The sequence below is a fragment of the Amycolatopsis sulphurea genome, from assembly GCF_002564045.1.
Classification (GTDB): domain Bacteria; phylum Actinomycetota; class Actinomycetes; order Mycobacteriales; family Pseudonocardiaceae; genus Amycolatopsis; species Amycolatopsis sulphurea.
Map to the genome: position 1 here is coordinate 1763793 of NZ_PDJK01000002.1, position 23082 is coordinate 1786874.

At 70.4% G+C, this 23082-nt stretch carries 24 protein-coding genes; 12 read left to right on the top strand and 12 right to left on the bottom strand.

Going from position 1 to position 23082, the window contains the following annotated elements; translation table 11 throughout:
• Positions 1–244: 244 nt before the first annotated feature.
• Complete coding sequence (yczR, locus tag ATK36_RS14255) at positions 245–1693, bottom strand: MocR-like transcription factor YczR (protein WP_098511845.1); 1449 nt, start codon at positions 1691–1693, stop codon at positions 245–247.
• Between the two features lie 60 nt (positions 1694–1753).
• Here yczR and yczE point away from each other — a divergent pair, with 60 nt between their 5' ends.
• Entirely contained in the window at positions 1754–2386 is a 633-nt protein-coding gene (gene yczE / locus ATK36_RS14260; RefSeq protein WP_098511846.1) for a membrane protein YczE, read from the top strand.
• Positions 2387–2642: 256 nt separating this feature from the next.
• Here yczE and ATK36_RS14265 read toward each other — a convergent pair whose 3' ends face one another.
• Both ATK36_RS14265 and ATK36_RS14270 read right to left on the bottom strand, forming a co-directional pair.
• Positions 2643–3179, bottom strand: a complete 537-nt coding sequence (locus tag ATK36_RS14265) for a Clp protease N-terminal domain-containing protein (protein ID WP_098511848.1) — start codon at positions 3177–3179, stop codon at positions 2643–2645.
• On the bottom strand, positions 3179–3388 hold the full coding sequence (locus tag ATK36_RS14270) for an HTH domain-containing protein (RefSeq protein WP_098511849.1): 210 nt from the start codon (positions 3386–3388) through the stop codon (positions 3179–3181). The genes ATK36_RS14265 and ATK36_RS14270 overlap by 1 nt, the downstream gene beginning before the upstream one ends.
• Positions 3389–3459: 71 nt before the next feature.
• On the opposite strand from ATK36_RS14270, the gene ATK36_RS14275 reads away from it, so the two are divergent.
• Both ATK36_RS14275 and ATK36_RS14280 read left to right on the top strand, forming a co-directional pair.
• Positions 3460–4221: a hypothetical protein gene (locus tag ATK36_RS14275; RefSeq protein ID WP_098511851.1), complete on the top strand. Its 762-nt coding sequence runs from the start codon at positions 3460–3462 to the stop codon at positions 4219–4221.
• A gap of 60 nt (positions 4222–4281) precedes the next feature.
• Positions 4282–4965, top strand: a complete 684-nt coding sequence (locus ATK36_RS14280; protein WP_098511852.1) for a DUF998 domain-containing protein — start codon at positions 4282–4284, stop codon at positions 4963–4965.
• Here the strand turns inward: ATK36_RS14280 and ATK36_RS14285 are convergent.
• The gene (locus ATK36_RS14285) at positions 4943–5971 is read right to left on the bottom strand and encodes a D-cysteine desulfhydrase family protein (RefSeq protein ID WP_098511854.1); all 1029 of its coding nucleotides are present in this window, start codon (positions 5969–5971) and stop codon (positions 4943–4945) included. The genes ATK36_RS14280 and ATK36_RS14285 overlap by 23 nt on opposite strands.
• 67 nt (positions 5972–6038) lie before the next feature.
• Positions 6039–6290: a hypothetical protein gene (locus ATK36_RS14290; protein ID WP_141544436.1), complete on the bottom strand. Its 252-nt coding sequence runs from the start codon at positions 6288–6290 to the stop codon at positions 6039–6041.
• A 254-nt stretch (positions 6291–6544) separates the two neighbouring features.
• On the opposite strand from ATK36_RS14290, the gene ATK36_RS14295 reads away from it, so the two are divergent.
• The 4 genes from ATK36_RS14295 (at position 6545) to ATK36_RS31475 (ending at position 9724) form a co-directional block, all read left to right on the top strand.
• Entirely contained in the window at positions 6545–7933 is a 1389-nt protein-coding gene (locus ATK36_RS14295) for an amidase (RefSeq protein WP_098511857.1), read from the top strand.
• Complete coding sequence (locus ATK36_RS14300) at positions 7900–8478, top strand: TetR family transcriptional regulator (protein ID WP_098511858.1); 579 nt, start codon at positions 7900–7902, stop codon at positions 8476–8478. Before ATK36_RS14295 ends, ATK36_RS14300 begins: the two co-directional genes overlap by 34 nt.
• A 1-nt stretch (position 8479) precedes the next feature.
• Positions 8480–9325 (top strand): oxygenase MpaB family protein, encoded by an 846-nt coding sequence (locus ATK36_RS14305; protein ID WP_098511860.1) that lies wholly within the window; start codon positions 8480–8482, stop codon positions 9323–9325.
• 123 nt (positions 9326–9448) lie between these two features.
• On the top strand, positions 9449–9724 hold the full coding sequence (locus ATK36_RS31475) for a hypothetical protein (RefSeq protein ID WP_141544437.1): 276 nt from the start codon (positions 9449–9451) through the stop codon (positions 9722–9724).
• Between the two features lie 34 nt (positions 9725–9758).
• Here ATK36_RS31475 and ATK36_RS14315 read toward each other — a convergent pair whose 3' ends face one another.
• Entirely contained in the window at positions 9759–10019 is a 261-nt protein-coding gene (locus ATK36_RS14315) for a DUF397 domain-containing protein (protein WP_098511863.1), read from the bottom strand.
• A gap of 502 nt (positions 10020–10521) precedes the next feature.
• Between ATK36_RS14315 and ATK36_RS14320 the strand changes: the two genes are divergently transcribed.
• Entirely contained in the window at positions 10522–10767 is a 246-nt protein-coding gene (locus ATK36_RS14320; protein WP_098511864.1) for a hypothetical protein, read from the top strand.
• Between the two features lie 15 nt (positions 10768–10782).
• Here ATK36_RS14320 and ATK36_RS14325 read toward each other — a convergent pair whose 3' ends face one another.
• Positions 10783–11631 (bottom strand): SAM-dependent methyltransferase, encoded by an 849-nt coding sequence (locus ATK36_RS14325; RefSeq protein WP_098511866.1) that lies wholly within the window; start codon positions 11629–11631, stop codon positions 10783–10785.
• 128 nt (positions 11632–11759) lie between these two features.
• Here ATK36_RS14325 and ATK36_RS14330 point away from each other — a divergent pair, with 128 nt between their 5' ends.
• Positions 11760–12908, top strand: coding sequence for a glycosyltransferase (locus tag ATK36_RS14330; protein ID WP_098511868.1), 1149 nt, complete (start codon positions 11760–11762; stop codon positions 12906–12908).
• Here the strand turns inward: ATK36_RS14330 and ATK36_RS14335 are convergent.
• On the bottom strand, positions 12868–13722 hold the full coding sequence (locus tag ATK36_RS14335; RefSeq protein ID WP_098511869.1) for a helix-turn-helix domain-containing protein: 855 nt from the start codon (positions 13720–13722) through the stop codon (positions 12868–12870). The genes ATK36_RS14330 and ATK36_RS14335 overlap by 41 nt on opposite strands.
• Before the next feature lie 327 nt (positions 13723–14049).
• Between ATK36_RS14335 and ATK36_RS14340 the strand changes: the two genes are divergently transcribed.
• Positions 14050–14970 (top strand): MBL fold metallo-hydrolase, encoded by a 921-nt coding sequence (locus ATK36_RS14340; RefSeq protein WP_098511871.1) that lies wholly within the window; start codon positions 14050–14052, stop codon positions 14968–14970.
• Between the two features lie 121 nt (positions 14971–15091).
• Positions 15092–16531: an NADP-dependent phosphogluconate dehydrogenase gene (gene gndA / locus ATK36_RS14345; protein ID WP_098511872.1), complete on the top strand. Its 1440-nt coding sequence runs from the start codon at positions 15092–15094 to the stop codon at positions 16529–16531.
• Between the two features lie 70 nt (positions 16532–16601).
• On the opposite strand, the gene ATK36_RS14350 is transcribed toward gndA, so the two are convergent.
• The 3 genes from ATK36_RS14350 to ATK36_RS14360 form a co-directional block, all read right to left on the bottom strand.
• Complete coding sequence (locus tag ATK36_RS14350) at positions 16602–17330, bottom strand: Clp protease N-terminal domain-containing protein (protein ID WP_098511874.1); 729 nt, start codon at positions 17328–17330, stop codon at positions 16602–16604.
• A 32-nt stretch (positions 17331–17362) separates the two neighbouring features.
• Positions 17363–18598: an NAD(P)/FAD-dependent oxidoreductase gene (locus ATK36_RS14355; RefSeq protein ID WP_098511876.1), complete on the bottom strand. Its 1236-nt coding sequence runs from the start codon at positions 18596–18598 to the stop codon at positions 17363–17365.
• Between the two features lie 1134 nt (positions 18599–19732).
• Complete coding sequence (locus ATK36_RS14360) at positions 19733–20797, bottom strand: Dyp-type peroxidase (protein WP_245914721.1); 1065 nt, start codon at positions 20795–20797, stop codon at positions 19733–19735.
• 114 nt (positions 20798–20911) lie between these two features.
• On the opposite strand from ATK36_RS14360, the gene ATK36_RS14365 reads away from it, so the two are divergent.
• On the top strand, positions 20912–22234 hold the full coding sequence (locus tag ATK36_RS14365) for a right-handed parallel beta-helix repeat-containing protein (protein WP_098511878.1): 1323 nt from the start codon (positions 20912–20914) through the stop codon (positions 22232–22234).
• Between the two features lie 18 nt (positions 22235–22252).
• On the opposite strand, the gene ATK36_RS14370 is transcribed toward ATK36_RS14365, so the two are convergent.
• The gene (locus ATK36_RS14370) at positions 22253–22975 is read right to left on the bottom strand and encodes a hypothetical protein (protein WP_245914723.1); all 723 of its coding nucleotides are present in this window, start codon (positions 22973–22975) and stop codon (positions 22253–22255) included.
• Between the last annotated feature and the right edge of the window lie 107 nt (positions 22976–23082).

Genomic DNA, 23082 nt, shown 5'->3' on the forward strand with positions numbered 1-23082 from the left:
GCCGCGCTGCCCCCGTGGCGCCGGGACCCACGGGCGTGCTCCGGAGATCCTTGCTCACCGCGCCGAGCAAGGATCTGCGCCAACCGAAGCCCGCCTGAGCCGTCGGCGGGGCCCGGCACTTCGAGGGGCTGTGCCGGGATCCCGCCGCGGCGTCCGCTCCACCGCGAGCGGACGAACAGCCGGTGCGCCGGGTGTGACCGCCACTCTCCCTGGGGTGGCCGGACCGTCCGGTGCACCGGCTGTTCTACGTCACCGGCACGTGCACCGCGGGCACGTCCGCGCAGCCGCGCACCGAAGCCGCCGCTGCGGCGACCCGGCGCACCGCCTCCGGCAACTGCTCCCGCGGCAGGCCGAACGGCAGCCGCAACCACCGTTCCAGCCCACCGTGCACGCCGAACCGCGAGCCGGGCGCCAGCTGCACGCCGTGGTTCGCGGCGGACACCGCGAGGCGGGTGCTCATCGGCTCGGGCAGCCGGCACCACAACGACAATCCGCCCGGCGGCACCTGGAAAGTCCACTCAGGACAGTGTGTGCGCAGCTCCGTGATCAGGGTGTCCCGCTGTGCGGCAAGCTCGGTGCGGCGCTGGGCGAGTGCGGCGTAACCCTCCGGCTCCAGCAGTTCCGCCAGTACCAGCTGCTCGAACACCGGGGCGCCGAGGTCGACCGCGAACCGCGGCGACAGCAGGCGGTCCAGCAGTTCGCTCGACGCGCGGATCCAGCCCAGCCGCAGCCCGCCCCACTGCGATTTGGCCGCCGATCCGACGGTGAGCACCAGATCCCCGCCGAACGCGGCCAACGGCGGCGGCCCGTGCCGCGGATCGCCCTCGTAATCCAGCTCTACCAACGATTCGTCGGCCACGACCGGGGTGCGAGAGCGGGCGAGCAGGCCACCGAGACGTTCCCGGCCGGCGGCGTCCAGCCGGAGGCCGGTCGGGTTCTGGAAGTCCACGACGAGGTACCCGAACCGCGGCGCGGCCTGACGCAGCGCGGCCTCGATCCCGGCCGGATCCCAGCCACGGACCGGATCCACCGCCACCGGCACGGGCAACGCGTGCGAGGCGCGCACGGCGTCGATCGCGTTCGGATACGTCGGCTGCTCCATCAGCACGCGATCGCCCGGCCCGGTCAGCATGCGCAGGCACAGCACGAAAGCCGAGTACGCCCCGGAGGTCACCATGATCTGGTCCGGCGTGGTCGGCAGGCCACGGGCCGTGTACCGCTCGGCGATCCGCTCGCGCAGCCCCGGCAGGCCACCGGTGTGATAGCCGTTGCCGCCGACGTGCTCGGCCAGCTCCCACCGGGCCGCTTCGACCGCCGCCATCATCCCGGGCAACGCCGGCGGCGCCGCCCGTGCTAGATCGAGCAGGTCCGCACGGGTGCGTGGCCCCGAATCCCGGTGGCCGGCGCGGGCGACCCAGGTGCCCGCCCCGCGGCGGCTGGCGAGCAGCCCGTCCTCCCGCAACCGGTCCAATGCCGCGCCGATCAGCGTGCGGCTGACCCCGAGCGTGTCCGCCAGCTCGCGCTCCGCGGGCAGCCGGGTACCGATCGGGAGCTGCCCGTCGAGCACGTGCAGCTCGACGGCGGCGGCGAGGTCGGCGGCGCCCTGCCGGGCACCACGACGGCGCCACTCCCCCAGCAAGGTGGCCAATCTCGGGCCGGAAATCCGGCTGCCCAGCGGTATCTGCGGATCCATCAGGCCAATTATCCCGTATTGGCCATGGTTTACCAGGCCAATACGGCCAATAGTGCAGAAGTGGCAGTCACCGATCTCAGTCCGCTCAGCCTCCGCCGGGCCCCGCTGCGCCGGGGCGGGCAACTGCTCGCCGGGCTCGCCCTCTACGGCACCAGCATGGCCATGCTCACCCGCGCCCACCTCGGCCTCGACCCGTGGGACGTGCTGCACGAGGGCCTGACCAAGCTCACCGGCCTGAGCTTCGGCGTGGTCACCGCCATCGCGTCGGTGTTCGTGCTGCTGCTGTGGATCCCGCTACGGCAGCGGCCGGGCGTCGGCACGATCGCCAACATCCTGGTGATCTCGGTGACCGTGGACGCGGTCCGGGCGATCCTGCCGGACCAGCACGTGCTCGGCTGGCAGATCCTGCTGCTGGCCGGCGGGGTCGGGCTCAACGCGGTCGCCACCGCGGTCTACGTCGGCACCCGGCTCGGCCCGGGACCCCGCGACGGGCTGATGACCGGCCTCACCGCCCGCACCGGCCGGTCGGTCCGCCTGGTGCGCACCGGAATCGAGGTCACCGTGCTGGCCGCCGGCTGGCTGCTCGGCGGTACGGCAGGCATCGGCACCGTGCTTTACGCACTGTCCATCGGCCCGCTCACCCAAGCTCTGCTGCCGCTGGTCACCTGGCGTCCGGCGGTAGGAAGGCTGTGAAGGGTCCCTTCACAGCCTCAGCGTCCAGGGTCCCGGCAAAGTCGGTCGAGGACCCGTGTGTTCGAGACGCGCGACCACCTCGCGGTGTGCGCCAGACCTGTCTCAAGTCCGTGAAGGGGTCCTTCACAGACTCAGAGTCCGTGAAGGGGCCCTTCACGGACCTCCGCAGCCTGCGCAGGGGCCCCTCGCACCGACTTTGCCGACACCCTGGAATCAGCGTCCGTGAAGAGTCCCTGCACAGCCCGAACGGGAGTCACTAGCCCGCCTGCGCGATCGCACGGCGCAGGACCGAGTAGTCGATCCCGCGCGTGGCCAGGAAATCCGCCACCGGCCCGCGCTGGCGAACGAGAGCGAGCAGCAGGTGTTCCGGCCCGAGACTCTTGCCGCCCAGCTCGCTCACCTCGCGCAGGCTCAGCTCCAGCACCCGCTTCGCGTCCGAGGTGAACGGGAGGTGGTTGCGCCGGGAGCGCCGGGCGCCGGCGGCGAGCGCACCCGGCCCGTGGGTCTCCTCGACAGCGGCCACGATCCGGTCGACGTCGATACCCAGCTCGGTCAGCGCTTCGGCGTCCGCATCGCTGATGCCGCCCCGGCGTTTGATCCGCCCGAGTTCGGCGTACACGTCGTCCTTGGCCACGCCGAGCTGCTCCAGCAGCCGTACCGCGCCGCCGTCCGGCGCCCGCACCAGACCGGCGAAGACCGCCTGCGCGGAAATCTCGTGCGCCCCCGCCTCGTGCGCGGCTTCCTGCGCTGCCACCACTGCCATCCGGGCGTCCGCGGTGAACCGTTCGAACATCAGTGCCTCCCGTACTTCTTGTGCACGGCCTGTCTGCTGACCCCCAGCTCGGCCGCGATCTCCTGCCAAGACCAGCCGTGCGTCCGCGCGCTGCGCACCTGCACGACCTCCAATTGCTCCAACAGCCGCCGCAGTGCCGCCACCGCACGCAACCCGACTCGCGGGTCACGGTCGCCGGCGCGGGCGGCCAGGTCCGTTGCTTCCGTCATGCCGTCAATCTAGGTTGACACTCGCCCTGATGTCAACCCTGGTTGACAGGGTGAGCGAGTACCGTCGCCGCATGCCCGAGATCTCCATTGCCGAGCGGGCCGGGGTCGGTGCGGACGGCCGGCCCCGCCCTACCGAGGACCAGGTGGCGGTGCTCGACCACGCCGTGCTCGTACTGGACGGCGCGACCTCGCCGAGCCCCGAGCTGCCGCCCGGCGGCTGGTACGCGGAGCTGCTCGTGCGGCAGCTCGCCGGGGAACTGCGTGCCCGGCCGCACGAAGACCTCGGCGTCGCACTGGCGACCGCGATCGGCTCGGTGGTCAAGGAACACGGGCTGGTGCCCGGCCGGTCCCCGTCCAGCACGGTGTCCATGCTGCGCTGGGATGAGTCCGAAGTGGAGGTTCTGGTGCTCGCCGACAGCCCGGTGGTCGGCTTCGGACGATTCGGCACCGACGCTGTCTCCGACGACAGGCTGGTGTCCCTTCGCGACAGTGGGCTGCTGCAGACCGGCGCAGACGTACGCCGTCAGCGAAACGCCGAAGGCGGGTTCTGGGTCGCCGAAGCCGAGCCCGCAGCAGCGTACAAGGCGGTACGCCGGGTATGGCCGCGCGCGGACGTCGACGCGGTACTGATCGCCACCGACGGAGTGTCGATCGGCGTCGACGAGTACCAGCTTTTCGACTGGCAGGGGGTCTTGCAGCGGGCGCGCGGGGCCGGTCCCGAAGCCGTACTGGACGCGGTGCGCGAAGCGGAAGAACAGGACGCAGACTGCGTACGCTGGCGTCGCGCGAAGCGGCACGACGATCAGGTGCTCGTCCTCGCGGACTTCGAATAGGGGTCCAGTTCAGGGTTTTCCCTGATCACGCGAAGCCGCGGAACCGGGACGATATCCCGCATGGGGAACCTGCTGGGGGTCCGGGCCTGGCGCCTGGCCGCGTTCACAGCCATCACCTGGGCGTTGTTCACGATCACCGTGCTGCACCTCGTCAGCTCGCGCGATCCGCTCTACGACACGCTTTCCAGCTACACGATCACCGACCACGGGGAGGGGATGCTCGGCGCGAGCGTGCTCTCGCTGTCCGTCGGCTCGGTCGCCGTGTTCGGCGCGCTGGCCTCCGCCGGGGTGCCGATGACCCGCAGTACGAGACTGCTGCTCGCGTTGTGGGCGCTGGGATTGGCGGCGGCCGCGTTGTTCCCCGCCAGCTATCCCGAAAGCCCGCGGCCGGTGAGCGGAGAAATCCACCTCTACTCATGCCTGATCGCGTTCGCGAGCCTGCCCGGCGCCGCGATCGGCATGCTGGATCCGTTGCGCGGCACGGCGGAACGCGCGCTCGTGGTGCGGTGGCTGCGTTTCGGGCTGGGGTCGGTGGTGCTGTTCGGGGTGAGCTATCTGTTCGTGCGGCTGGACGAAGCGGGCGTCGCCCCGTTCCATGTGCTCACCGAAGTGCTGCCGGTCGGCCTCACCCAGCGGCTCACTCTCCTCGCCGACGTCGTCTTGCTGCTGGTGCTGATCCGGATCGCGGTGCGGACCGAATCGACCCGCGCCGAACTCGCCCTCAGTCCCGCATTGCGGCCGTGAACTCGGGCGCGTAGCCGAAGAGCCCGGGCAACCCTCCGGTGTGCACGAACACCACGGTCTCCTCCAGCGGAAACCGGCCGTCGGCAACCCATTCGACGAGTGCCGCGGCGGCTTTTCCGGTGTAGACCGGATCGAGCACCACGCCTTCGGTGCGGCCGAACAACCGCAGCGCACCCCAGGTCTCGGGCGCGGGAATCCCGTAGCCCTCGCCGATCGTGCTGTCGTTCATCCACACGTGATCCAGCGCGGGGGAATCGATCCCCAGCAGCTGCGCGGCCCCACTGACCAGCTCGGCCAGCGTCTGCTCGGATTCGGCGAGCGGATGGCTCACGCAGGCGATGTCCAGTTCGAGCGAACCGAGCACGGCCGAGCCGAGCGCCAGCCCGGCGGCGGTCGCCCCGCTCGCGTGCGGCGCGACGATTCGTGCCCGCTCCACCCCGAGATGGGCGAGCTGCCCGGCCAGCTCACGCGCGGCTGCGACGTACCCGAGCACCCCGAGCGGATTGGAGCCGCCGACCGGAATCGTGGCCGCCTTCCGGCCGTCCTCTACCGCTTCGGCCAGCACCTCCCGGTATGTGGCGGCGCCTTCCCCCTCGTCCGCGCAGACGTGCACCCGGGCACCGAAAAGCAGGTCGAGCGGGATGTTGCCGGATTCCTCGTAGGCTTCGCCGGAACGCGGTACTTCCGCGGTCAGCACCAGCTCGCACCGCAACCCCAGCCGGGCGCAGGCGGCCGCGGTCTGCCGGGCGTGATTGCTCTGCAGTGCCCCGAAGGTGATCACCGTGTCGGCCCGCGCGGCGAGCGCGGCGCCGAGGTGGAAATCGAGCTTCCGCAGCTTGTTGCCGCCCGCACCGAGCGGGTGCAGGTCGTCCCGTTTGAGCAGCAGATGCGACAGCCCGAGCGCTTCCCCGAGCCGCGGCGCAGGCACCAGCGGCGTCGGCCCGTACGCGAGACCGGCCCGGGGAAACGGGTCGAGGGCGGGGAATCGATCGAACTCGAACGTCATCGGTCCTCCGGACGTGGCTCCCAAGTACCGGCCACCCGCGGCCGGATACCATACGTTAGGCCAGTTTTCACGGAGCGCGACCGGAACCGGCCCGAGGGTGATCGGCCGGGGACGCCTTGCCGGGTTCGGGTTTCGCGACGGCCCGGCTGAAGAAGCCCGCGAGCACGACCAGCGGCAGGACGGCGAGGATCGCGGTACGCAGGCCGAGGTAGCCGATGCAGGGGCGGGCCGACGAGGAAGGCCGTGTAGCCGGCGATGGTGGCGACCCGCCGGGCGGATTCCACAGGGTCGTCGCGGAGAGCGCGACCGGGAAACCCAAGGCCGTGCCCAGTCCCCAGCAGAGGGCCCCGGCCGCGCCGACCACGGGATGCGGGGCCAGTGATACGGCGGTGAGCCCGGCCGCGGCCAGTGCCGCCGAAGCGACGAAGCCATTAGGCCGTGACTGTGGTCGGATTGGTAATGATCGGCACAGTATGACCGGCGGGCGGCCGAATTCGTCTGTACCGCTGTCCCGGCCACGAACGGCGGATTCGTGCTACGTTCGTTCGAACGAACGAGAGCAGGGAGCTGCCGATGACCTCCGCAGCCACACCGCGGCACCACGAGTTCGCCACCCTCGCCGACCAGGTCGCCGGGCTCGGGCAGGGGACGGTCACGGCCGTGCAGCTCACCGAGCGGGCGCTCGCCGACGCGCGGGCGAGCCAGCCGGTGCTCAACGCGTTCCGCCTGCTGCGCGAAGACGAAGCGCTCGCGGAGGCGGCCGAGGCCGACCGGCGCCGGGCGCGCGGTGACCGTGGCCCGCTGCTCGGGGTGCCGATCGCGATCAAGGACGACTTGGACCTGGCCGGCCTGCCCACCGCGTTCGGCTGCCCGGGGGACTTCCCGCCGGCAGCCGTGGACGCGCCGGCGGTTGAGCGGCTCAAGCAGGCCGGGGCAGTGCTGATCGGCAAGACCAACACCCCGGAGCTGGGGCAATGGCCGTTCACCGAGGGGCCGGCATTCGGGGCGACACGCAATCCGTGGCAACCGGAGCACACGCCCGGCGGCTCGTCCGGAGGTGCGGCCGCAGCGGTGGCAGCGGGGATCGTGGCCGCCGCGCTCGGTTCGGACGGCGCCGGTTCGGTGCGCATTCCCGCGGCGTGGACCGGGCTGGTCGGGATCAAGCCGCAACGTGGCCGGATCCCCACCGACGGCGAGTTGTTCCACGGCCTGACCGTGCTCGGTCCGCTGGCCCGCACGGTGGCCGACGCGGCGGCGTTGCTGGACGTCACCGCGGGCACCGGGAGCGCGTTCCAAGCCGCGGCCCGGCGGGAACCCGGACGGCTGCGCGTCGGCCTGTCCACGCGGATTCCTTTCACTGCCACGAAAACCCGGCTCGACCCAGCGGTCGAGGCGGCGGTGCGCGACACTGCGGAACGGCTCGCCGGCCTGGGCCACGAGATCGTGCCGGTCGAACCGGACTACGGGCTGATCGGGCTGACCTTCCTCCCCCGCTCGCTGACCGGCGTACGCGACTGGACCCGGCGGGTACCCGAGTTAGCCGCGCTCGACCCGCGCACCCGCCGCAACGCCCAGCACGGCGGCCTGCTCGCCGGCCCGGCGCTGAAGCTCGCCCGCGCGCTGGAACCGTTGCTGCGCCGTCGGATCGGCGCGGTGTTCGGCGGCGTCGACGTGCTCCTGACACCGACCACCGCCACCCCGCCGCCCGCCGTGGGCAGCTTCGACGGACTTACCGCATGGCAGACCGACCAGGCGATGATCGCGGCCTGCCCGTACGCCTGGCCGTGGAACGTGCTGGGCTGGCCAGGAGTGAACGTGCCGGCCGGGCAAACCGCGGGCGGGCTGCCGCTCGGGGCGCAGCTGCTCGGCCCGTCGCACGCCGAGGAACGGCTGATTTCCCTTGCCGCGCAACTGGAAGAGGCACAACGTTGGCCGGATCTGCATCCGCTGCGGGCGTGGTGAGCACCCGTGCCGCGATCCTGCGCGCGACCCTGAAGGTGGTCGGCGAGCAGGGCGCCGGCGGGCTCACCAACCGGCGGATCGTGGCCGCCGCAGGGGTTTCGCTCGGCACGCTGACCTATCACTTTCCCAGCCAGACCGAGCTGCTGCGTGAGGCGATGCTGCTGTTCGCCGAGGAGGAGACGGCGAAGCTGGCCGCGATCGTCGAGGGGCACCGGACCGATGAGCTGAGCCTGGAGCAGGCCGCGACCCTGGTCGAGCAGGTGATCAGGCAGCTGCCGTTCGGAACCGACGAACTGGCGCCGCACGAGCTGTACCTGCAGGCCGCGCGCGACCCGGACCTGCGCGAGGCCTCCGAACGATGTTTCGCCGCCTACGACGAGCTGGCCACGGCCATTCTCGGCGCGCTGGGCCTGCCTGATCCGGCACGGCTGGCCGGGCCGGTGGTCGCGCTGATCGCCGGGCTGCAGCTGCGCAGGCTGGCCACCGGCACGGACGTGCCCGCCGCGGAACCGCTGATGATGCTGCTGCACGGCGCGCGGGGCTGACATGGCACCACCGGTGATCCGCGGCACTGCGGCCTGGCGCTACTTCGGCGACTTTCGCACCACGCTGCTGGCCGGGCAGGTGCTGGTGCAGCAGGTCGCGCACCCGGTCGTCGCGGCCGGGGTGCGGGACCACTCCGACTACACCGAGGATCCGTGGACCCGGCTCACGCGCACCGGTGCGTCCTTGTCGATTTACGTGTACGGCGGGGCCGAAGGCGCCCGGTTCGAGGCCGAACGGCTGCGCGAGCTGCACCGCACGTTCACCGGATTCTCCGATGGACGCCGGTACAGCGCACTGGATCCTGGCGCCTACGCCTGGGTGCACGCCACGCTGGTGATGGCACCGGTGCAAGCGCAGCGATTGTTCGGCCGTCCACTGTCCACTTCGGAGCTGGACGAGTACTACGCGCAGATGTGCGACGTCGGCCGCCTGCTCGGCGTGCGGGCGCGGGATCTCCCGGCGAGCTGGGCGGAATTCGAGCAGTACTACCGGGAAATGCTCACGTCGTTCAGTCCGAATGAGACAGTCAGCACCTTGTTCGACACCATCCGTACCACGCGGAAGCCGTGGTCACGCTTGCCGGACGCCTGGTGGGCGAAGATCCACAAGAGACACGCGCAGGCGCAGCTGTTCTTGATCCGGGCGACCTTGCCCGACCTGCTCCGCACCCGGCTGGGGCTGACATGGACCGCCACGGACGAACGGCGGTTCACCCGATTCCGCCGGGTGGTGCGATGGCTCGCCGTCCTCGTCCCGCCACCGCTGCGCACCGCGCACATGCGGTGGATCGGGAAGCTCAACGTCTGGCTGCGCGCCCATCCGTGGGCTTACCGGCTCCTGCCCTGAGCCCGGCATCGGGGGATCTTGCTGGATCCCGAAGGCTTGATCCCGGGGTCGCCAGGGTGTCGGCAAAGTCGGTGTGGAGGTCAGTGGAGGTCTGTGAAGGGGCCCTTCACAGACTCTGAGTCCGTGAAGGGCCCCTTCACAGACCCGAAACCGGTCCGGCGCACGCCACGAGGCGGCCGCACACACCTCAGCATCGCCCGCCGCCGGGTCCCCGACCGGAACTCTGCCGGGGTCGCGCTCAAGGTCGGCTGCACGTTCATCCCGGACAGCGGCATCGGCACCATGACCGACATTCTGGCCAACCGGAGTCCGGCAAGCTTCAACCGTGCCCAGCCGGGCCGGACACCCAGCGCATCCAACCCCACGTTCTATGTCACCCGTTCGAGTGAGACTTGGTGAACTGCTCACCGGCCGGGCGGGGTCTGCGCGGCGGTCACGCGCCCGGCGGCGGGTCGAACTGACCCGCCCTCACCGCGGCCAGGAAGGCGGTCCACTCGCCGCGGTCGAAGACCAGTACCGGGCTGGCCGTCAGCTTCGTGTCGCGGACCCCCACCAGACCGGCCGCGGACAGGTTGACCTCGACACAGTTGCCGCCGTTGGGCTCGCTCGCGAACGACTTTTCCCAGGCAGCGTCCTCGAACAGCAACCGGGCCGTGTTCGGGTCGTAATCCGGGGAGGACGGATAATCTGCCATGGGTCGGGCACCTCCGAGCCTTGTGCGGGCCGCGCGCCGCCGCGCCCGTCCTTCACGTCCTTGCGTCACCACGGAGCAAACCGCAGGGCCAAGCGGGTGATCAACTCAGCCCGATCTCGACACGCAGATTATTCCAGTAGTAGGATTAATCGCAGCGATCGGGGCGCCGACGTTGGGTGAATGCATTACGGCATTCGGACCAACCTCGGCCGGTACCGACCCGGGCAGCCGGTCCGGGGAGCGTGGCCCAAGGGCCGGCCTCGGCAGTGCAGTGCGCAGACGTGGGATGCGGCGCGGGCGTCGGCCGGCGCCGCCGGGTCGCCGACCGCGGGCGCGTCGGCGCTGCCCAGGTCAGCCGGGTCCGGTATCGAGCCACACCCGCGGGAAGGAATTCCCGCAGCGGGTGCCGTACCGCTCGGCCGGCCAGGCCGGGCGGGTGCGTCCGATCCGACCGGGGCCGACCGGCCCCGGTGCCCGCTCTCCGAACCGGGGGTGTGATCCCATGGCCGTCCGGCTCACCACGTGCTTCCTGCGTGAGGACGAACACATCCGCGGCCGGCGTGGGATCAATCACGAACTGCGCAATCGCTTTGGCTTCAGCCTGATCCAGGCCCCGCTGCGCAGCCCCCTGCCGCTGGACGAAGAGTTCGACGTACCGGCGCAGCGCCGGCACGATCCGGTGCGCCCGGCCCGCCCGCTGGAGACCGGCGTTCCGCTGCGGCAGGGTCTCGGCTCGTCCCACGCCTGACCCCACGGCCGGGTTTCACGGTTTGCGGCCCAGTCCGCAGAGACTCCCGCTGAACGACGGGTTGCCCGCCATCCGCGCGCCGGCCCGGGATTCGCCGAGCTCCGGACGCCAGTCCGGGACCCACCCGATGCCCGGCTCGACCAGCTCCAGCCCGGCGAAGAACTCGCTGAACTCCGCGCGGCTGCGGTAGTGAAACGGCGTGCTCGAACGCTGGTACTGCTGGTGGATCTGCGCACGCAGCGCCCGATCCGGGGTCTGCACGCCGTCGTTCGTCAGGTGCGAGGAAAGGAAGTACGAGCCGGACGGCAGCATGGACAGGTACTTCCGGATGATCTCCACGGCCGGTTCGTCCCGGCCGAGGAAATACAGCACGCCGACCACGATCAGGCCGATCGGGCGTTTCGGATCCAGCACGCCGGTGTCCGTCGCCTGGTTCCAGATCTCGCTCGGATGGCGCAGATCGCCCTGCAGCACCGCGTGCCGGTACGCGACTCCCTCCCGTTCCAGCAGGATCTGCGAATGCGCGACGGCCACCGGCTCGTTGTCGACATAGACACACCGCGCGCCGGGGTTCACAGCCGTGGCGATCTCGTGCACATTGCCGACGGTCGGCACCCCGGAACCGAGGTCGAGGAACTGGTCGACGCCCTGCTCGGCCAGATACCGCACGCCCCGGCCGAGGAATTCGCGGCTCGCCTTCGCAATGGTCTTGATCATCGGAAAGGTCTGGACCGCCCGTTCCCCGAACTCGCGGTCGATGGCCCAGTTGGCCGTGCCGCCGAGAAACCAGTCGTAGATCCGCGCCGCGTTGGGGCGTTCGAGGTCGATCTCTTCCGGGGCTTCCGGCTCCGGTACCTGCGTCATCAACTGTCCTTTCCGGCCGCGAGTGCGGAGACCAGTGGGCCCACCATCACCATCTCCGCACCGTGTCACCGCTCGGCTCGCCCGGAAACCCGGCGACGCACCGGCTGGGGGGTACTACGTTGGCCAGGATGCGCTTCCTCTTCTCCTTCGTCGGCGGACGCGGCCACTTCGACCCGATGGTCCCGGTGGCCCGAGCGCTTGCCGCCCGCGGGCACACGGTAGCCGTCGCGGGCCGCGATACGCACGCCATCGAGCAAGCCGGCTTCCCCGCGTTCCCCGTCGGTGCAACCGGTGTGCCCGGCACCGCCCGCCGGCCGATGCCACCGGTCGACCCCGAACGGGACGACTGGGAGATCCAGGAGTTGTTCATCCGCCGCGCCACCACCGAGCGGACCTCGGTGCTGGTGGACCTGATCCGCGAATGGCGCCCCGGCGTGGTGGTCCGCGACGAGGTCGACTTCGCCGCCGCGCTGGCCGCGGAGAAGCTCGGCCTGCCCTGCGCCACGGTGCTCGTCCTCGCGGCCGGAACCTTGCTGCGCAAGGAAGTCGTCGCCGAACCACTGCGTGCGGCACGGACCGTTCAGTGCCTGCCGGACGATCCCGAACTCACCGCCTTGCATCGCGACCTGGTGCTCTCGCCGTTCCCACTGTCCTATCGCGACCCAGCCGCGCCGCTGCCACCCGGCACGTTCACATTCCGCGCGGGCGCGCCTGTCCCGGCCCGCCCGCAGGCCGCCCGTCCGCACGTCTACTTCACCCTCGGCACCAACTTCAACCTCGAATCCGGCGATCTCATCGAACGCGCGCTCGCCGGGCTCGGCTCGCTGCACGCGGACGTGACCGCGACCGTCGGCACGCAGCTGGATCCGGCCGGCTTCGGCCCGCAGCCGGCCAACGTGCGGGTGGCCCGCTTCGTGCCACAGGCGGAACTGCTGCCACGGCTCGATCTCGTGGTCTCGCACGGCGGCTCCGGCGGCGTGCTCGGCACGCTCGCGCACGGACTGCCCTCGCTGCTCCTGCCGATGGGCGCGGACCAACCCGGCAACGCGCTCCGTGGGCGCGCGCTCGGAACCGCCCGGGTACTCGACCCGGAAACGGCGACGCCGTCGGAGATCCGGGAGGCCGCCGAAGACCTGCTGACCGATCCCGCGTGGCGGGCGGCCGCTCAGCGCCTCCGGGCGGAGATCAACGTCCAGCCCGGCCCCGAGGACACCGTTCCGTTACTGGAGGCACTCGTCACTGCATCTGGGCACGGTAGATCTCGGCCAGCTCCTTGAGGAACTGACGGGTCTCCCCGCGTTCCAGCGCCGCTCCGCGCAACCGGTCCCAGGAGTCGACGAAGATGTTGAAGTCCTTGACATCGTCGAGATACAGCCCGCCCGCGGAGTGTTCGATGTAGACGAAGTCACGGGTGCGGTCCGGGAACCGCATGATGGTGAAGTCGTTGGGCACCGCGGCGAGCTTCGCGCCGAAGGGCAGCACGTGCACGTACACCCGCGGGTGCCGGTCGAGGGCCAGCAGGTGCTCGACCTGGTCCAGCATCACCGCGGGCGCGAACCCGCCGGGAGCCCGGCGCAGCGCGCCCTCGCTGATGATGAACCGGTAGTACGGCGGCTGCTGCTGGTCGAACACCGCCTTGCGGTCCAGCCGGTTGCGCACCAGCGAGGTGACGTCGGTGGCGCCCGCCTCGGTGAACTGCTTGAGCATGTAGTGCTCGGACTGCAGGGGGCCCGGGATGCGCTCACCGTGCCAGGTCATGATCTCCGCGGCGGCCGGTTCGAGGTCGGTGAACGTGCGGAACCAGTGCGGCACCACCGAGCGGTAGCCCGACCAGTGCCCACGCTGCCCGGCCGCGGCGCGGGCCAGGTTCATCAGCGTGTCGGCTTCTTCCCCGGCGATCCCGAACGCGTTGAGCATGGTCCGGACATCGCCGAGCTTGACCCCCACCGCACCGGACTCGATCTTGTTGACCTTGCCCTGGGTGCAGCCGAGGACCTCGGCCACCTGCTGCTGCGTCATCTTGGCGGCGGTACGAGCATGCCGCAGCTCGTTCCCGAGCTGCTTGCGGCGTGAGGTGACGGTGCTCGCCATCTCCCCCTAGCTCTCCCGGACCCTTACAGCCCGGCGGTGCTCCCACCGGGACGCGTACGTTTGAATCAACCCAGGCTAGTACTTCACCCGACGGGGTTCGATGATGACACCGCGCAGCGTGGCAGGAAATGCGCGGGAATGCCAGTCACCCCCATGATCACTCGGCCGGAGCAGCCGGTTCCCGAACCACCCGACTTCGGGTCGAGACCGAACGGAGCAACGCCGGGAGCACCCCCGGATGGGTGGAACGCGGACTTACGGGCAGTGCCGCGGCCCCCGGTCGCTCGCCGCCCGGCCCGGCCCCGGCCAGTCGGGCATAGTGGCCCGGTGATCGATCGTTCCCCCGGCGCGGCCCGCGTCGAGCGGCTGGCCGACGACGGCGTCTTCGGCTACGTGCAGCCAGATGGCTCCTGGTTCATCAACAACTGCGGGTTCGTCGATGCGGGCGGGCACACCGTGCTCATCGACACGTGTGCCACCGAGCGGCGCACCCGGGCGCTGCTCGCCGCGGTCGAAGCGACCACCGGACCGGTCAGCACCCTGGTCAACACCCACCACCACACCGACCACACGAACGGCAACCACCTGGTGCCCGCGGCCACCATCGTCGGCCACCGCAAGACGCGCGCGGCCATGCTCGCCGCGGGCCTCCCGCACTACGACGGCGTCTTCGAGGGCGCCGACTGGGGCGAACTCGCACTGCGCGTGCCCGAGGTCGTCTTCGACGAATGGCTGACCGTCTACGCCGGGCCGACCCGGATCGACCTGATCCACCCCGGGCACGCCGCGCACACCACCAACGACGTGCTCGCCTGGCTGCCGGAGCAGCGCGTGCTCTTCGCCGGCGATCTGGTGTTCAACGGGGGCAGCCCGTTCGCGCTGATGGGTTCGGTGGCTGGCTGGCGCGCCGCGCTGGACGTGATCCGGGAACTCGACCCGGTGGTGATCCTGCCCGGCCACGGGCCGGCCGGCGACCTCGCGATGGTGGACACAGTGGACGCCTACCTGGAATTCGTCCAGCAGACCGCCGAACGCGGCCAGGCGGCGGGCCGGTCACCGCTGGCGCAGGCCACTGAAACCGATCTCGGCCGGTTCGCCGCGCTCACCGAGCCGGAGCGGCTCGCCGGCAGCCTGCACCGCGCCTACGCCGAGCTGGACGGCGCGGCCTGGGGCGCGGACCTCGACCTGGCCGCCGCACTCGCGGACATGATCACCTACCACGGTGGTCCGATCCACTGCTTCGCCTGAACCGGGTTTCGGGTCCGTGAAGGGGCCCTTCACGGACCGTCGGCATCCGACCGGCGGCGACCTCGGCTGAGCCCCGCCGCGGTCTACCCTCGAACCCGAAGAGACCAACGGAAGGGCTGGCATGAGCAAGAAGGCGAGCATCGGGGTCACCGGCCTCGCGGTCATGGGCCGTAACCTGGCGCGGAACCTGGCCCGGCACGGGCACACGGTCGCCCTGCACAACCGCTCCGCGGAGCGGACCCGCAAGCTCGTCGAGGAGTTCGGCGACGAGGGCGAGTTCATCCCGGCGTACTCCGCGCAGGAGTTCGTCGACGCTCTCCAGCGGCCGCGGCAGATCGTGATCATGGTCAAGGCGGGCGAGCCGACCGACGCGGTGATCGAGGAGTTCGCGCCCCTGTTGGAGCAGGGTGACGTACTCATCGACGCGGGCAACGCGCACTTCGCGGACACACGACGGCGTGAGAAGGCGCTGCGTGAGCGTGGCCTGCACTTCGTCGGCAGCGGCGTGTCCGGCGGCGAAGAAGGCGCCCTGCACGGTCCGAGCATCATGCCGGGTGGCTCAAAGGAGTCCTACGAGTCCCTCGGGCCGCTGTTCGAGGACATCTCGGCGAAGGTCGACGGCGAGCCGTGCTGCACGCACATCGGCGCGGACGGCGCGGGCCACTTCGTGAAGATGGTGCACAACGGCATCGAGTACGCCGACATGCAGCTGATCGCCGAGTCGTTCGACCTGCTGCGCGGTGCCGCGGGCTACGCGCCCGCCGAGATCGCCGAAGTGTTCAAGACCTGGAACACCGGGCGGCTCGACTCGTACCTGATCGAGATCACCTCCGAGGTGCTCAAGCACGTGGACGCCGGCTCCGGGAAGCCATTCGTGGACGTGGTGGAAGACGCTGCGGAACAGAAGGGCACCGGCCGCTGGACCGTGCAGATCGGACTGGACCTCGGCGTGCCGATCAGCGGGATCGCGGAAGCGGTGTTCGCGCGTTCGCTGTCCGGCTCGAAGCCGCTTCGTGAGGCCGCGCGCGGCCTGGGCGGCCCGTCGCGGGCGCCGTTGAACGGGGCCGCGCTGCAGACCTTCGCCGACGACGTGGAGCAAGCGCTGTACGCGTCGAAGGTGGTCGCGTACGCGCAGGGCTTCAACCAGATCCAGGCAGGCGCCGCAGAATACGGCTGGGACATCGACCTCGGCCGCGTCGCCTCGATCTGGCGTGGTGGCTGCATCATCCGCGCGAAGTTCCTCAACGACATCACGTCCGCGTACGCGGAGGAGCCTGGCTTGCCGACGCTGCTCACGTCCGGCGGATTCCGCAAGGCGGTGGAGGACGCGCAGGACTCGTGGCGTTCGGTCATCTCCACCGCCGTGCGTCTCGGCATCCCGACGCCGGGCTTCTCCACCGCACTGGCCTACTACGACGGCCTTCGGGCCGACCGTCTGCCCGCCGCCCTCGTCCAGGGACAGCGAGACTTCTTCGGCGCGCACACGTACCGCCGCGTCGACCGTCCCGGCTCGTTCCACACACTGTGGGCTGCCACCGACCACTCCGAGGTCGACGCCTGACCCCTCGCTTTTCCCGGCTGTGAAGGGGCCCTTCACGGACTCTGAGTCCGTGAAGGGCCCCTTCACAGCCTTACTGCTGCCGCGTCGCGAAGATCTCCGCGACGGCTTCCTTGATCTTGGCCTCGGCGGCGTCCTTGGTGATGCCCAGCTCGGTCAGCACTTCGTAGCCGCCGCCCTCGCCCTGTTCCAGCAGCGCCAGCAAGAGATGCTCGGTGCCGATGTAGTTGTGCCCGAGACGCAGCCCCTCGCGCAGGGTCAGCTCCATCGTCTTCTTCGCCGTAGGCGTGAACGGCACCGGATTCGGCGCCGGGTCGATCGGCTCCGGCAACTTCGCCTCCGCGGCCTCCTTCACCGCTTCCAGCGTGGCGCCTTGGAACACAAGCACCCCCGCGGCCAACGCAGCGGGCTCGGATAGCAACCCCAGCACGAGGTGGACGGTGTCGATGCCCGGGCTTTTGGCGTCGAGCGCCGCCTGCTGTGCCGCGACGATCACATGCCGCGCGCGGTCGGTGTAGCGGCCGTACAACCGCTCGATCGTCGCGCTGGTGTCGGGGCCGTCGGCCTTGGGCACGAAGCGCTTCTGCGCGGCCTGCTTGGTCACGCCCATGCTGGCGCCGATGTCGGTCCACGAAGCGCCGGACCGCCGGGCCTGATCCACGAAGTGGCCGATCAGATGGTCGGCCAGCTCCCCGAGGTGCTGCCCGAGGTACACCGCGTCGGTCAGCTGGGCGAGTTGGTCGGTTTCGTTGTTGGCTTTGATCGCGTTGATGAGGTCGTCGAGTTTCACCGCACCGGTCATGCCGTCAACTGTAAGTTGACGAATCCAGGCCGTCAACCTTGGGTTGACACGGTGGCTCGCGTCTTGAGATGTGCCTTGAGATCGAACGAATCGGCTTCGAGGTCGGCGTAGGACGGCCGCGGTTCGGCAGCGAACAGGCGCCGCGCGGCGATGTGGTCCGGCGGGCGGTTGACCGACTCCACCGCGATGAGCACGTCGTCCCGGAACGAGAGCACGGAGAACCTGCCCGCCGCCCGGTCGCCGGTGACCACGGTCCGATTCGCCGCCGCGAGGATGCCCGCGATCTGCAGCTTCGCCCCGGTCTGGTCGGTCCAGAACCACGGCAGGCTGTCGTAGCGGGCACGTTCGCCGGTGATCGCCGCCGCCACCGAACGGCCCTGATCCACCGCGTTCTGCACGGATTCCAGCCGCGTCACCGCGCCGGCCTGCACACACGGGAAGCTGGCGCAGTCGCCGATCGCGAAGATCTTCGGGTCGCCGGTGCACAGATGCTCGTCCACCACGACGCCGTTGGCCACGTCCAGCCCGGATTGCTCGGCCAGCGCCGTCTCCGGCAGCACGCCGACCGCGACCACCACGAGATCCGCAGGCAATCGGCGGCCGTCCGACAGTTCGACCGACTCCACGCGTCCCGCGCCGCGCAGCGCGCTCACACCGGTGCCGAGCAGCACCGTGTGCCCGGCCGCGCGGTGGTGCTCGGCGAAGAACCCGGAGATCTCCGGTGACGCGACCCGCGCCAGCAGACGGTCCTGCGCCTCCACCACGGTGACCGGGCGACCGGCGTGCGCGGCGAATTCCAGGCCGATGAAGCCGCCGCCAATCACCACCACGTCGCGCGCGGCCGACAGCGAGGCACGCAGCCGATCGGCGTCGTCGCGGGTGCGCAGCATCAGCACGCCGTCGAGATCGGCGCCGGGCACCGGGAGCGAACGGTTGCGGGCGCCGGTGGCGAGCACCAGATGGTCGTAGCCGAGTTCCGAACCGTCCACGAGCCGGACCCGCGCGGTCGTGCGATCGATTCCGGCCACCCGGCCGGGCACCAGGCGGATGTCCTTCTCCACGAAGAAGTCCTCCGGCCGCAGGCGCAGCTGCTCGTCCCCGGCGATACCTTCGAGGTAGGCCTTGGACAGCGGGGGCCGCTGGTACGGTACGCCGGGCTCGTCCCCGATCAGCACCACCTGTCCGGCGAATCCCTTGTCCCGCAACGACGCCGCGGTCTGGAACCCACTCTGCCCGGCGCCGACGACGAGGACGGTCTCGGTGCTCATAGCTGCTGCTCCTCCGGCAAGCGCAGGACCAGACCCGAGTGCTGCTCGGTCTCCGCGAAACCGGTCACCGGACGGTGGAACCGGCCGCCGGCGGCCTCCCTCGACTGGCCGTGCAGTCCAATATCTCCACCTACATCTGAGCACAACGGCCGATGATCGTCGAGGCGCTCCGGACCGGACCCAACGTGAGCGCCCGCACACTGTTCGCGACCAGTACGTTTCGTCCCGCCACGCGGAGATCGTCTCGTTTGAACGGCTCCCGCGTCGCGCAGGACGGCCGAACACGCCCACCGCGAGCGTGCGCCGCCGTCACACTGTCCATTGTGGACTTAGCGGCCGCGCGGCCCGCAACGATGGCGACTCTGACTCCAAGCCACGGCGGAGCGAGCGTCACTCTCACCCCGCCCGTGACGCGAAGGGGCCGCTCGCTCCGTTCTCACACCGCGAACGGGCCACTCACTCCGGCCAGGTGCGCCACGAACGGCCCTCTCACGCCAGCACATGCGCGCGAACGGCCCCCTCGCACCGACCCACATGCGCCGCGAGCGGTCCCCTCGCACCAGCCACGAACGGCCCGCTCACGCGGGTCTCGCCGGTCAGGCCGGTCACGCCGCGAACGGCCCGCTCACGCCAGCCGGACCGCGCGAACGGCCCCCTCACACCAACCGCACCACAGGGTGTCGGCAAAGTCGGTGTGAGGTGCCCTGCGCAGACCCGCGGAGGTCCGTGAAGGGGCCCTTCACGGACTCTGAGTCTGTGAAGGGCCCCTTCACAGACCCGGGACAGGTCCGGCGCACACCGCGAGGTGGTCGCGCGTCTCGAACACCACCGCTTCGCCTGCTGCCGGGCGTGATCGATCGAGATGGCAGGCACCGTCGATGATGACGCGGCCGTCACAGCTCACTCTGCTGATCACGGGTCCCGACCGACTTTGCCGGGACCCTGCCAACCGCACCACGCGAACGGCCCGCTCACACCAACCGCACCACGCGAACGGGCCACTCACTCCGGCCAGGTGCGCCACGAACGGCCCGCTCACGCCAACCGCACCGCGCGAACGGCCCGCTCACGCCGGCCACGCAGCGAACGGCCCCCTCGCGACGCGAACGGGACTTTCGCGTCAACCTTCGCGGCTCAAGAAGAGAACACCGTCGACCCCAACGGACGCCCCTCGTCGAAACCCGGCAGGATCAGAAAAGTCCCGCTCGCAGTAGTAGTCGTGAACGGCAGCAAAGCGTCCCCACCTTCCATATGCGCCAGGGTGGCGGTGAAAGTGCGCAAGTCGTTCTGAAAACTCACGAACACCAACCCCGGCGCCGGGCTGTCCATGCTGTAGCTGCGCCGAAGCATCGACCCGACGCCGACGACATTCGCGTGCGCGCGGCGGATGTGCGCGTCCGCGGGCACCAGATAGCGGCCGTCCGGGGTCTTCGCACCCAGCTCGGGGCCGTCGGCAATAACACCACCGGACAACGGGACCCCGGTGTCACGGCGGCGGCCGAAAACACCCTCCTGCGCGGCGACCGGCAACCCGGCGAACCGCGTCAGGTCGAGTTCCATCCGCCGGACCACGGCGATCGTCCCGCCCGCCACCGGCGCCGGGCCGGCGAGCCACAGATCTCGTTGCCGGTCGGCGTCGGTGCGCGGGCCGACGATGCCGTCCACGAAACCCAGCAGGTTCCGCGGCGCGCTCAACTCACCGGTCACCGGCACGTGCGGACCACGGCTGCCCGACTGCCGCCAACGTTCGCGTACGCCGGGCCGCGCCAGCAACGCAGCCGCAGCGACCGGCGGAACCAGCGGATCACTCGCACACAATTGGAGCAGCAAATCACCACCGCGCGCCTCCGGAGCGATCGCTTCATGCGACGACGGCGCGAGATCCGTTGCGCCCGGCAGTTTCGGGTCGCTCTCCCGGACCAGGCGCGGGCCGACGCCGATCGTCACGGTGAGATCGCCCGTGGGCAACCCCAGCAGACGATCGTCGGCGCCGGCGGTGAGCGCTTGGACGTGCCGGCCGAGATCGGCCAGTAATGGGCCTGGCGCAACGGAAACATCGGTGACCACGACCAGCAGGTGCGGTTGCGGCGTCCCGGGGAGGGTGACCCCGGCCTGCAGGGCACCGGTGGCCGCAACGGTGGTCACCACAGGACCGGGTGCGGAGGCGGCGTGGCACCCGGCGGCCAGTCCGGTGGTCACGGCTGCTCCGAGAAAAGCGCGGCGGGACGATCGGCGCTCGGCGGAATTCACGACGGGCAGCGTGGCAGAAGACGGCGCCGCAGTCGAGTTCCGCTGTCGTGCCAGACTGAGGGCATGCGTTTTCGCGCCGTTGCGGCGATCCTGGGGTTGTGCACCGTGTTGCTCAGCGGCTGTGGTTCTTCGTCGGCCGAGGGACATCGCCCGGACGGTACGGGGGTCACGATCCGGGTACCGGCCGACGCCCCGACGATTTCCGCGGCCGTTTCCCTGGCACAGTCCGGAGATCTGGTGCTGGTCGCGCCAGGGGAATACCACGAAACGGTGAAGCTCGACACGCCGCACGTCACGCTCCGCGGCGAAGTGCGGGAGAAAGTAGTCCTCGACGGTCAATTGCAGCGGGACAACGGCGTCGTCGTTTCCGCACCCGGCGTCGCGGTGGAGAACCTGACGGTGCGGAACAACACGCAGAACGGCGTGCTCGTGACCGGTTCGGTGAAGGCCGCGGCGGGGCTGCCCGGCCGCGACGGCGGGTACGACACCGGCGACGAACCGATCCGGTTCCTGGACTCGTTCCTCGTCTCGCACGTCACCGCGACCCGCAATGGCCTCTACGGAATCTACGCATTTTCCGCGCAGAACGGCGTGATCGAGCAGTCGTACACGTCTGGCGGTGCCGATTCGGGAATCTACGTCGGTCAGTGCAAGCCCTGCCGGACGGTCGTGCGGGACAACGTCGCCGAGCTCAACGCGGTCGGCTACGAGGGCACGAACGCCGGCGGCGAGATGTACGTCGTCGGCAACCGGTTCAGCGGCAACCGGGTCGGGCTCACCGCCGATTCCGATCACCAGGAGAAACTGCTGCCGCAGCAGGACGCCGTGGTCGCCGGAAACCTGGTCGCGGGCAACCAGCAGGCGGCCACGCCGCAGCAGGCCGACGGCGGCTGGGGCATCGGGGTCGGCATCGACGGCGGCAGCGGCAATCAGGTGCTGCGCAACCGGATCAGCGGCAACGCCAACGCCGGGCTCGTGCTCACCGCGGGCCAGGACCTTCCGCCACAAGGCAACCGGATCACCGAGGGCGTCTTCGCCGGCAACGGCATCGACGTGGGCTGGACCTTTCCCGGAACCACGAAGGGCAGCGGAAACTGCGTTGATTCCGGGGAGCTACACACGATTCCGGAGGGACTCGCGACAAGCGCCACGTGTCCCGTAGCCGCGACCGCCGTTTCCCCGGCCGGCACCTGGCCGGCTCCGAAACCGCCGCCCGGGATCCCGTTCACTGAAGTGGCCGAACCACCGGCGCAGCCGCAGTTCCCGGACGCGAGCGCCGCCGGGCCGACCCAGGTCCCGGCCGTACCGGCATTTCCGGATCTCACGAAGGTCACGGTTCCGGCGGCCACCCTGCTGGCCGACCGGGCTTCGGTGCGGGTCCCCTGACGGAAACGGCGGAATACGTCAGCCGACAGGCGGTATCGCCACGAATTCGTGGGTGTCGAAATCGATGACGACCGGATCCGTTTCCCCCGGGATCGTTGCCCGCACCCGGTACAGAATGCCGTCCGCGGCCAGCCAGTACCGCACGGATTCCGCGTTACCCGGCCGATCCCGGGATTCCGGGCCGGTGAAAACGTCGACCGGACGTCCGTTCACCTGATCGGCGGCTATCCACGCAGCACCATTCTGTGGCAGCAATTGTGCGTTATCGGGCCGGTCATTGCCGAGCCCGAGCACAATCGCCAACGCCCGGTCGAGCGGCCCGGCCGTCGGATCGAGCGCGCGATCGGTCCAGCCGTCGGCGGGCGGATGCGCGGGTGCGTTATCCGGAGCGGCCGGCATCGGCCGGACGGCCACGCGGGTGGTTGTCCACCGGATCAGCCCAGCGCTGGAGTCGTTGCGCCCCTTGCCCTTCACCACTGCGTAACCGCTCTTCCCGCGGTAATCGACCGAACCGGTGACAACAATTTCGCCGGCGGTATCGGGCACGGTGATCGCCACTGCCCGGCCGCCCGCCTGAAAGTCCCGGAAACGCATGATCGCGAGCCGGCTCGCCTCGTCCGCGGTCACCGGACGCGGGCCGGAGTCGCCGGAACCGGCGGCGATCCATGCCCCCATTCCCGCGCCGAGCGCGAGCACGACCACTACCGCTGCGAGGATTCGGTGTCTCCGATTGACCAGCACAGTGAGTGACCGTAGCAGGACGCTCAATTCACCCGTTTATTCACCCGAGCCCCGCAACCGTTCGTACCCCTTTTCTGGTTCACTGTGACAGCTTTGCGGAACGCAGC

What these genes read in the sequence shown, in the direction of transcription:
- ATK36_RS14320 (WP_098511864.1), top strand. Translation starts at nt 10,522, where the DNA reads ATGGCCGTCCGGCTCACCACGTGCTTCCTGCGTGAGGACGAACACATC.
- yczR (WP_098511845.1), bottom strand. Translation starts at nt 1,693, where the DNA reads ATGGATCCGCAGATACCGCTGGGCAGCCGGATTTCCGGCCCGAGATTG.
- ATK36_RS14355 (WP_098511876.1), bottom strand. Translation starts at nt 18,598, where the DNA reads ATGAGCACCGAGACCGTCCTCGTCGTCGGCGCCGGGCAGAGTGGGTTC.
- ATK36_RS14270 (WP_098511849.1), bottom strand. Translation starts at nt 3,388, where the DNA reads ATGACGGAAGCAACGGACCTGGCCGCCCGCGCCGGCGACCGTGACCCG.
- ATK36_RS14305 (WP_098511860.1), top strand. Translation starts at nt 8,480, where the DNA reads ATGGCACCACCGGTGATCCGCGGCACTGCGGCCTGGCGCTACTTCGGC.
- ATK36_RS14325 (WP_098511866.1), bottom strand. Translation starts at nt 11,631, where the DNA reads ATGACGCAGGTACCGGAGCCGGAAGCCCCGGAAGAGATCGACCTCGAA.
- ATK36_RS14275 (WP_098511851.1), top strand. Translation starts at nt 3,460, where the DNA reads ATGCCCGAGATCTCCATTGCCGAGCGGGCCGGGGTCGGTGCGGACGGC.
- gndA (WP_098511872.1), top strand. Translation starts at nt 15,092, where the DNA reads ATGAGCAAGAAGGCGAGCATCGGGGTCACCGGCCTCGCGGTCATGGGC.
- ATK36_RS14295 (WP_098511857.1), top strand. Translation starts at nt 6,545, where the DNA reads ATGACCTCCGCAGCCACACCGCGGCACCACGAGTTCGCCACCCTCGCC.
- ATK36_RS14265 (WP_098511848.1), bottom strand. Translation starts at nt 3,179, where the DNA reads ATGTTCGAACGGTTCACCGCGGACGCCCGGATGGCAGTGGTGGCAGCG.
- ATK36_RS14280 (WP_098511852.1), top strand. Translation starts at nt 4,282, where the DNA reads ATGGGGAACCTGCTGGGGGTCCGGGCCTGGCGCCTGGCCGCGTTCACA.
- ATK36_RS14330 (WP_098511868.1), top strand. Translation starts at nt 11,760, where the DNA reads ATGCGCTTCCTCTTCTCCTTCGTCGGCGGACGCGGCCACTTCGACCCG.
- ATK36_RS14335 (WP_098511869.1), bottom strand. Translation starts at nt 13,722, where the DNA reads ATGGCGAGCACCGTCACCTCACGCCGCAAGCAGCTCGGGAACGAGCTG.
- ATK36_RS14365 (WP_098511878.1), top strand. Translation starts at nt 20,912, where the DNA reads ATGCGTTTTCGCGCCGTTGCGGCGATCCTGGGGTTGTGCACCGTGTTG.
- ATK36_RS14350 (WP_098511874.1), bottom strand. Translation starts at nt 17,330, where the DNA reads ATGACCGGTGCGGTGAAACTCGACGACCTCATCAACGCGATCAAAGCC.
- ATK36_RS14315 (WP_098511863.1), bottom strand. Translation starts at nt 10,019, where the DNA reads ATGGCAGATTATCCGTCCTCCCCGGATTACGACCCGAACACGGCCCGG.
- ATK36_RS14285 (WP_098511854.1), bottom strand. Translation starts at nt 5,971, where the DNA reads ATGACGTTCGAGTTCGATCGATTCCCCGCCCTCGACCCGTTTCCCCGG.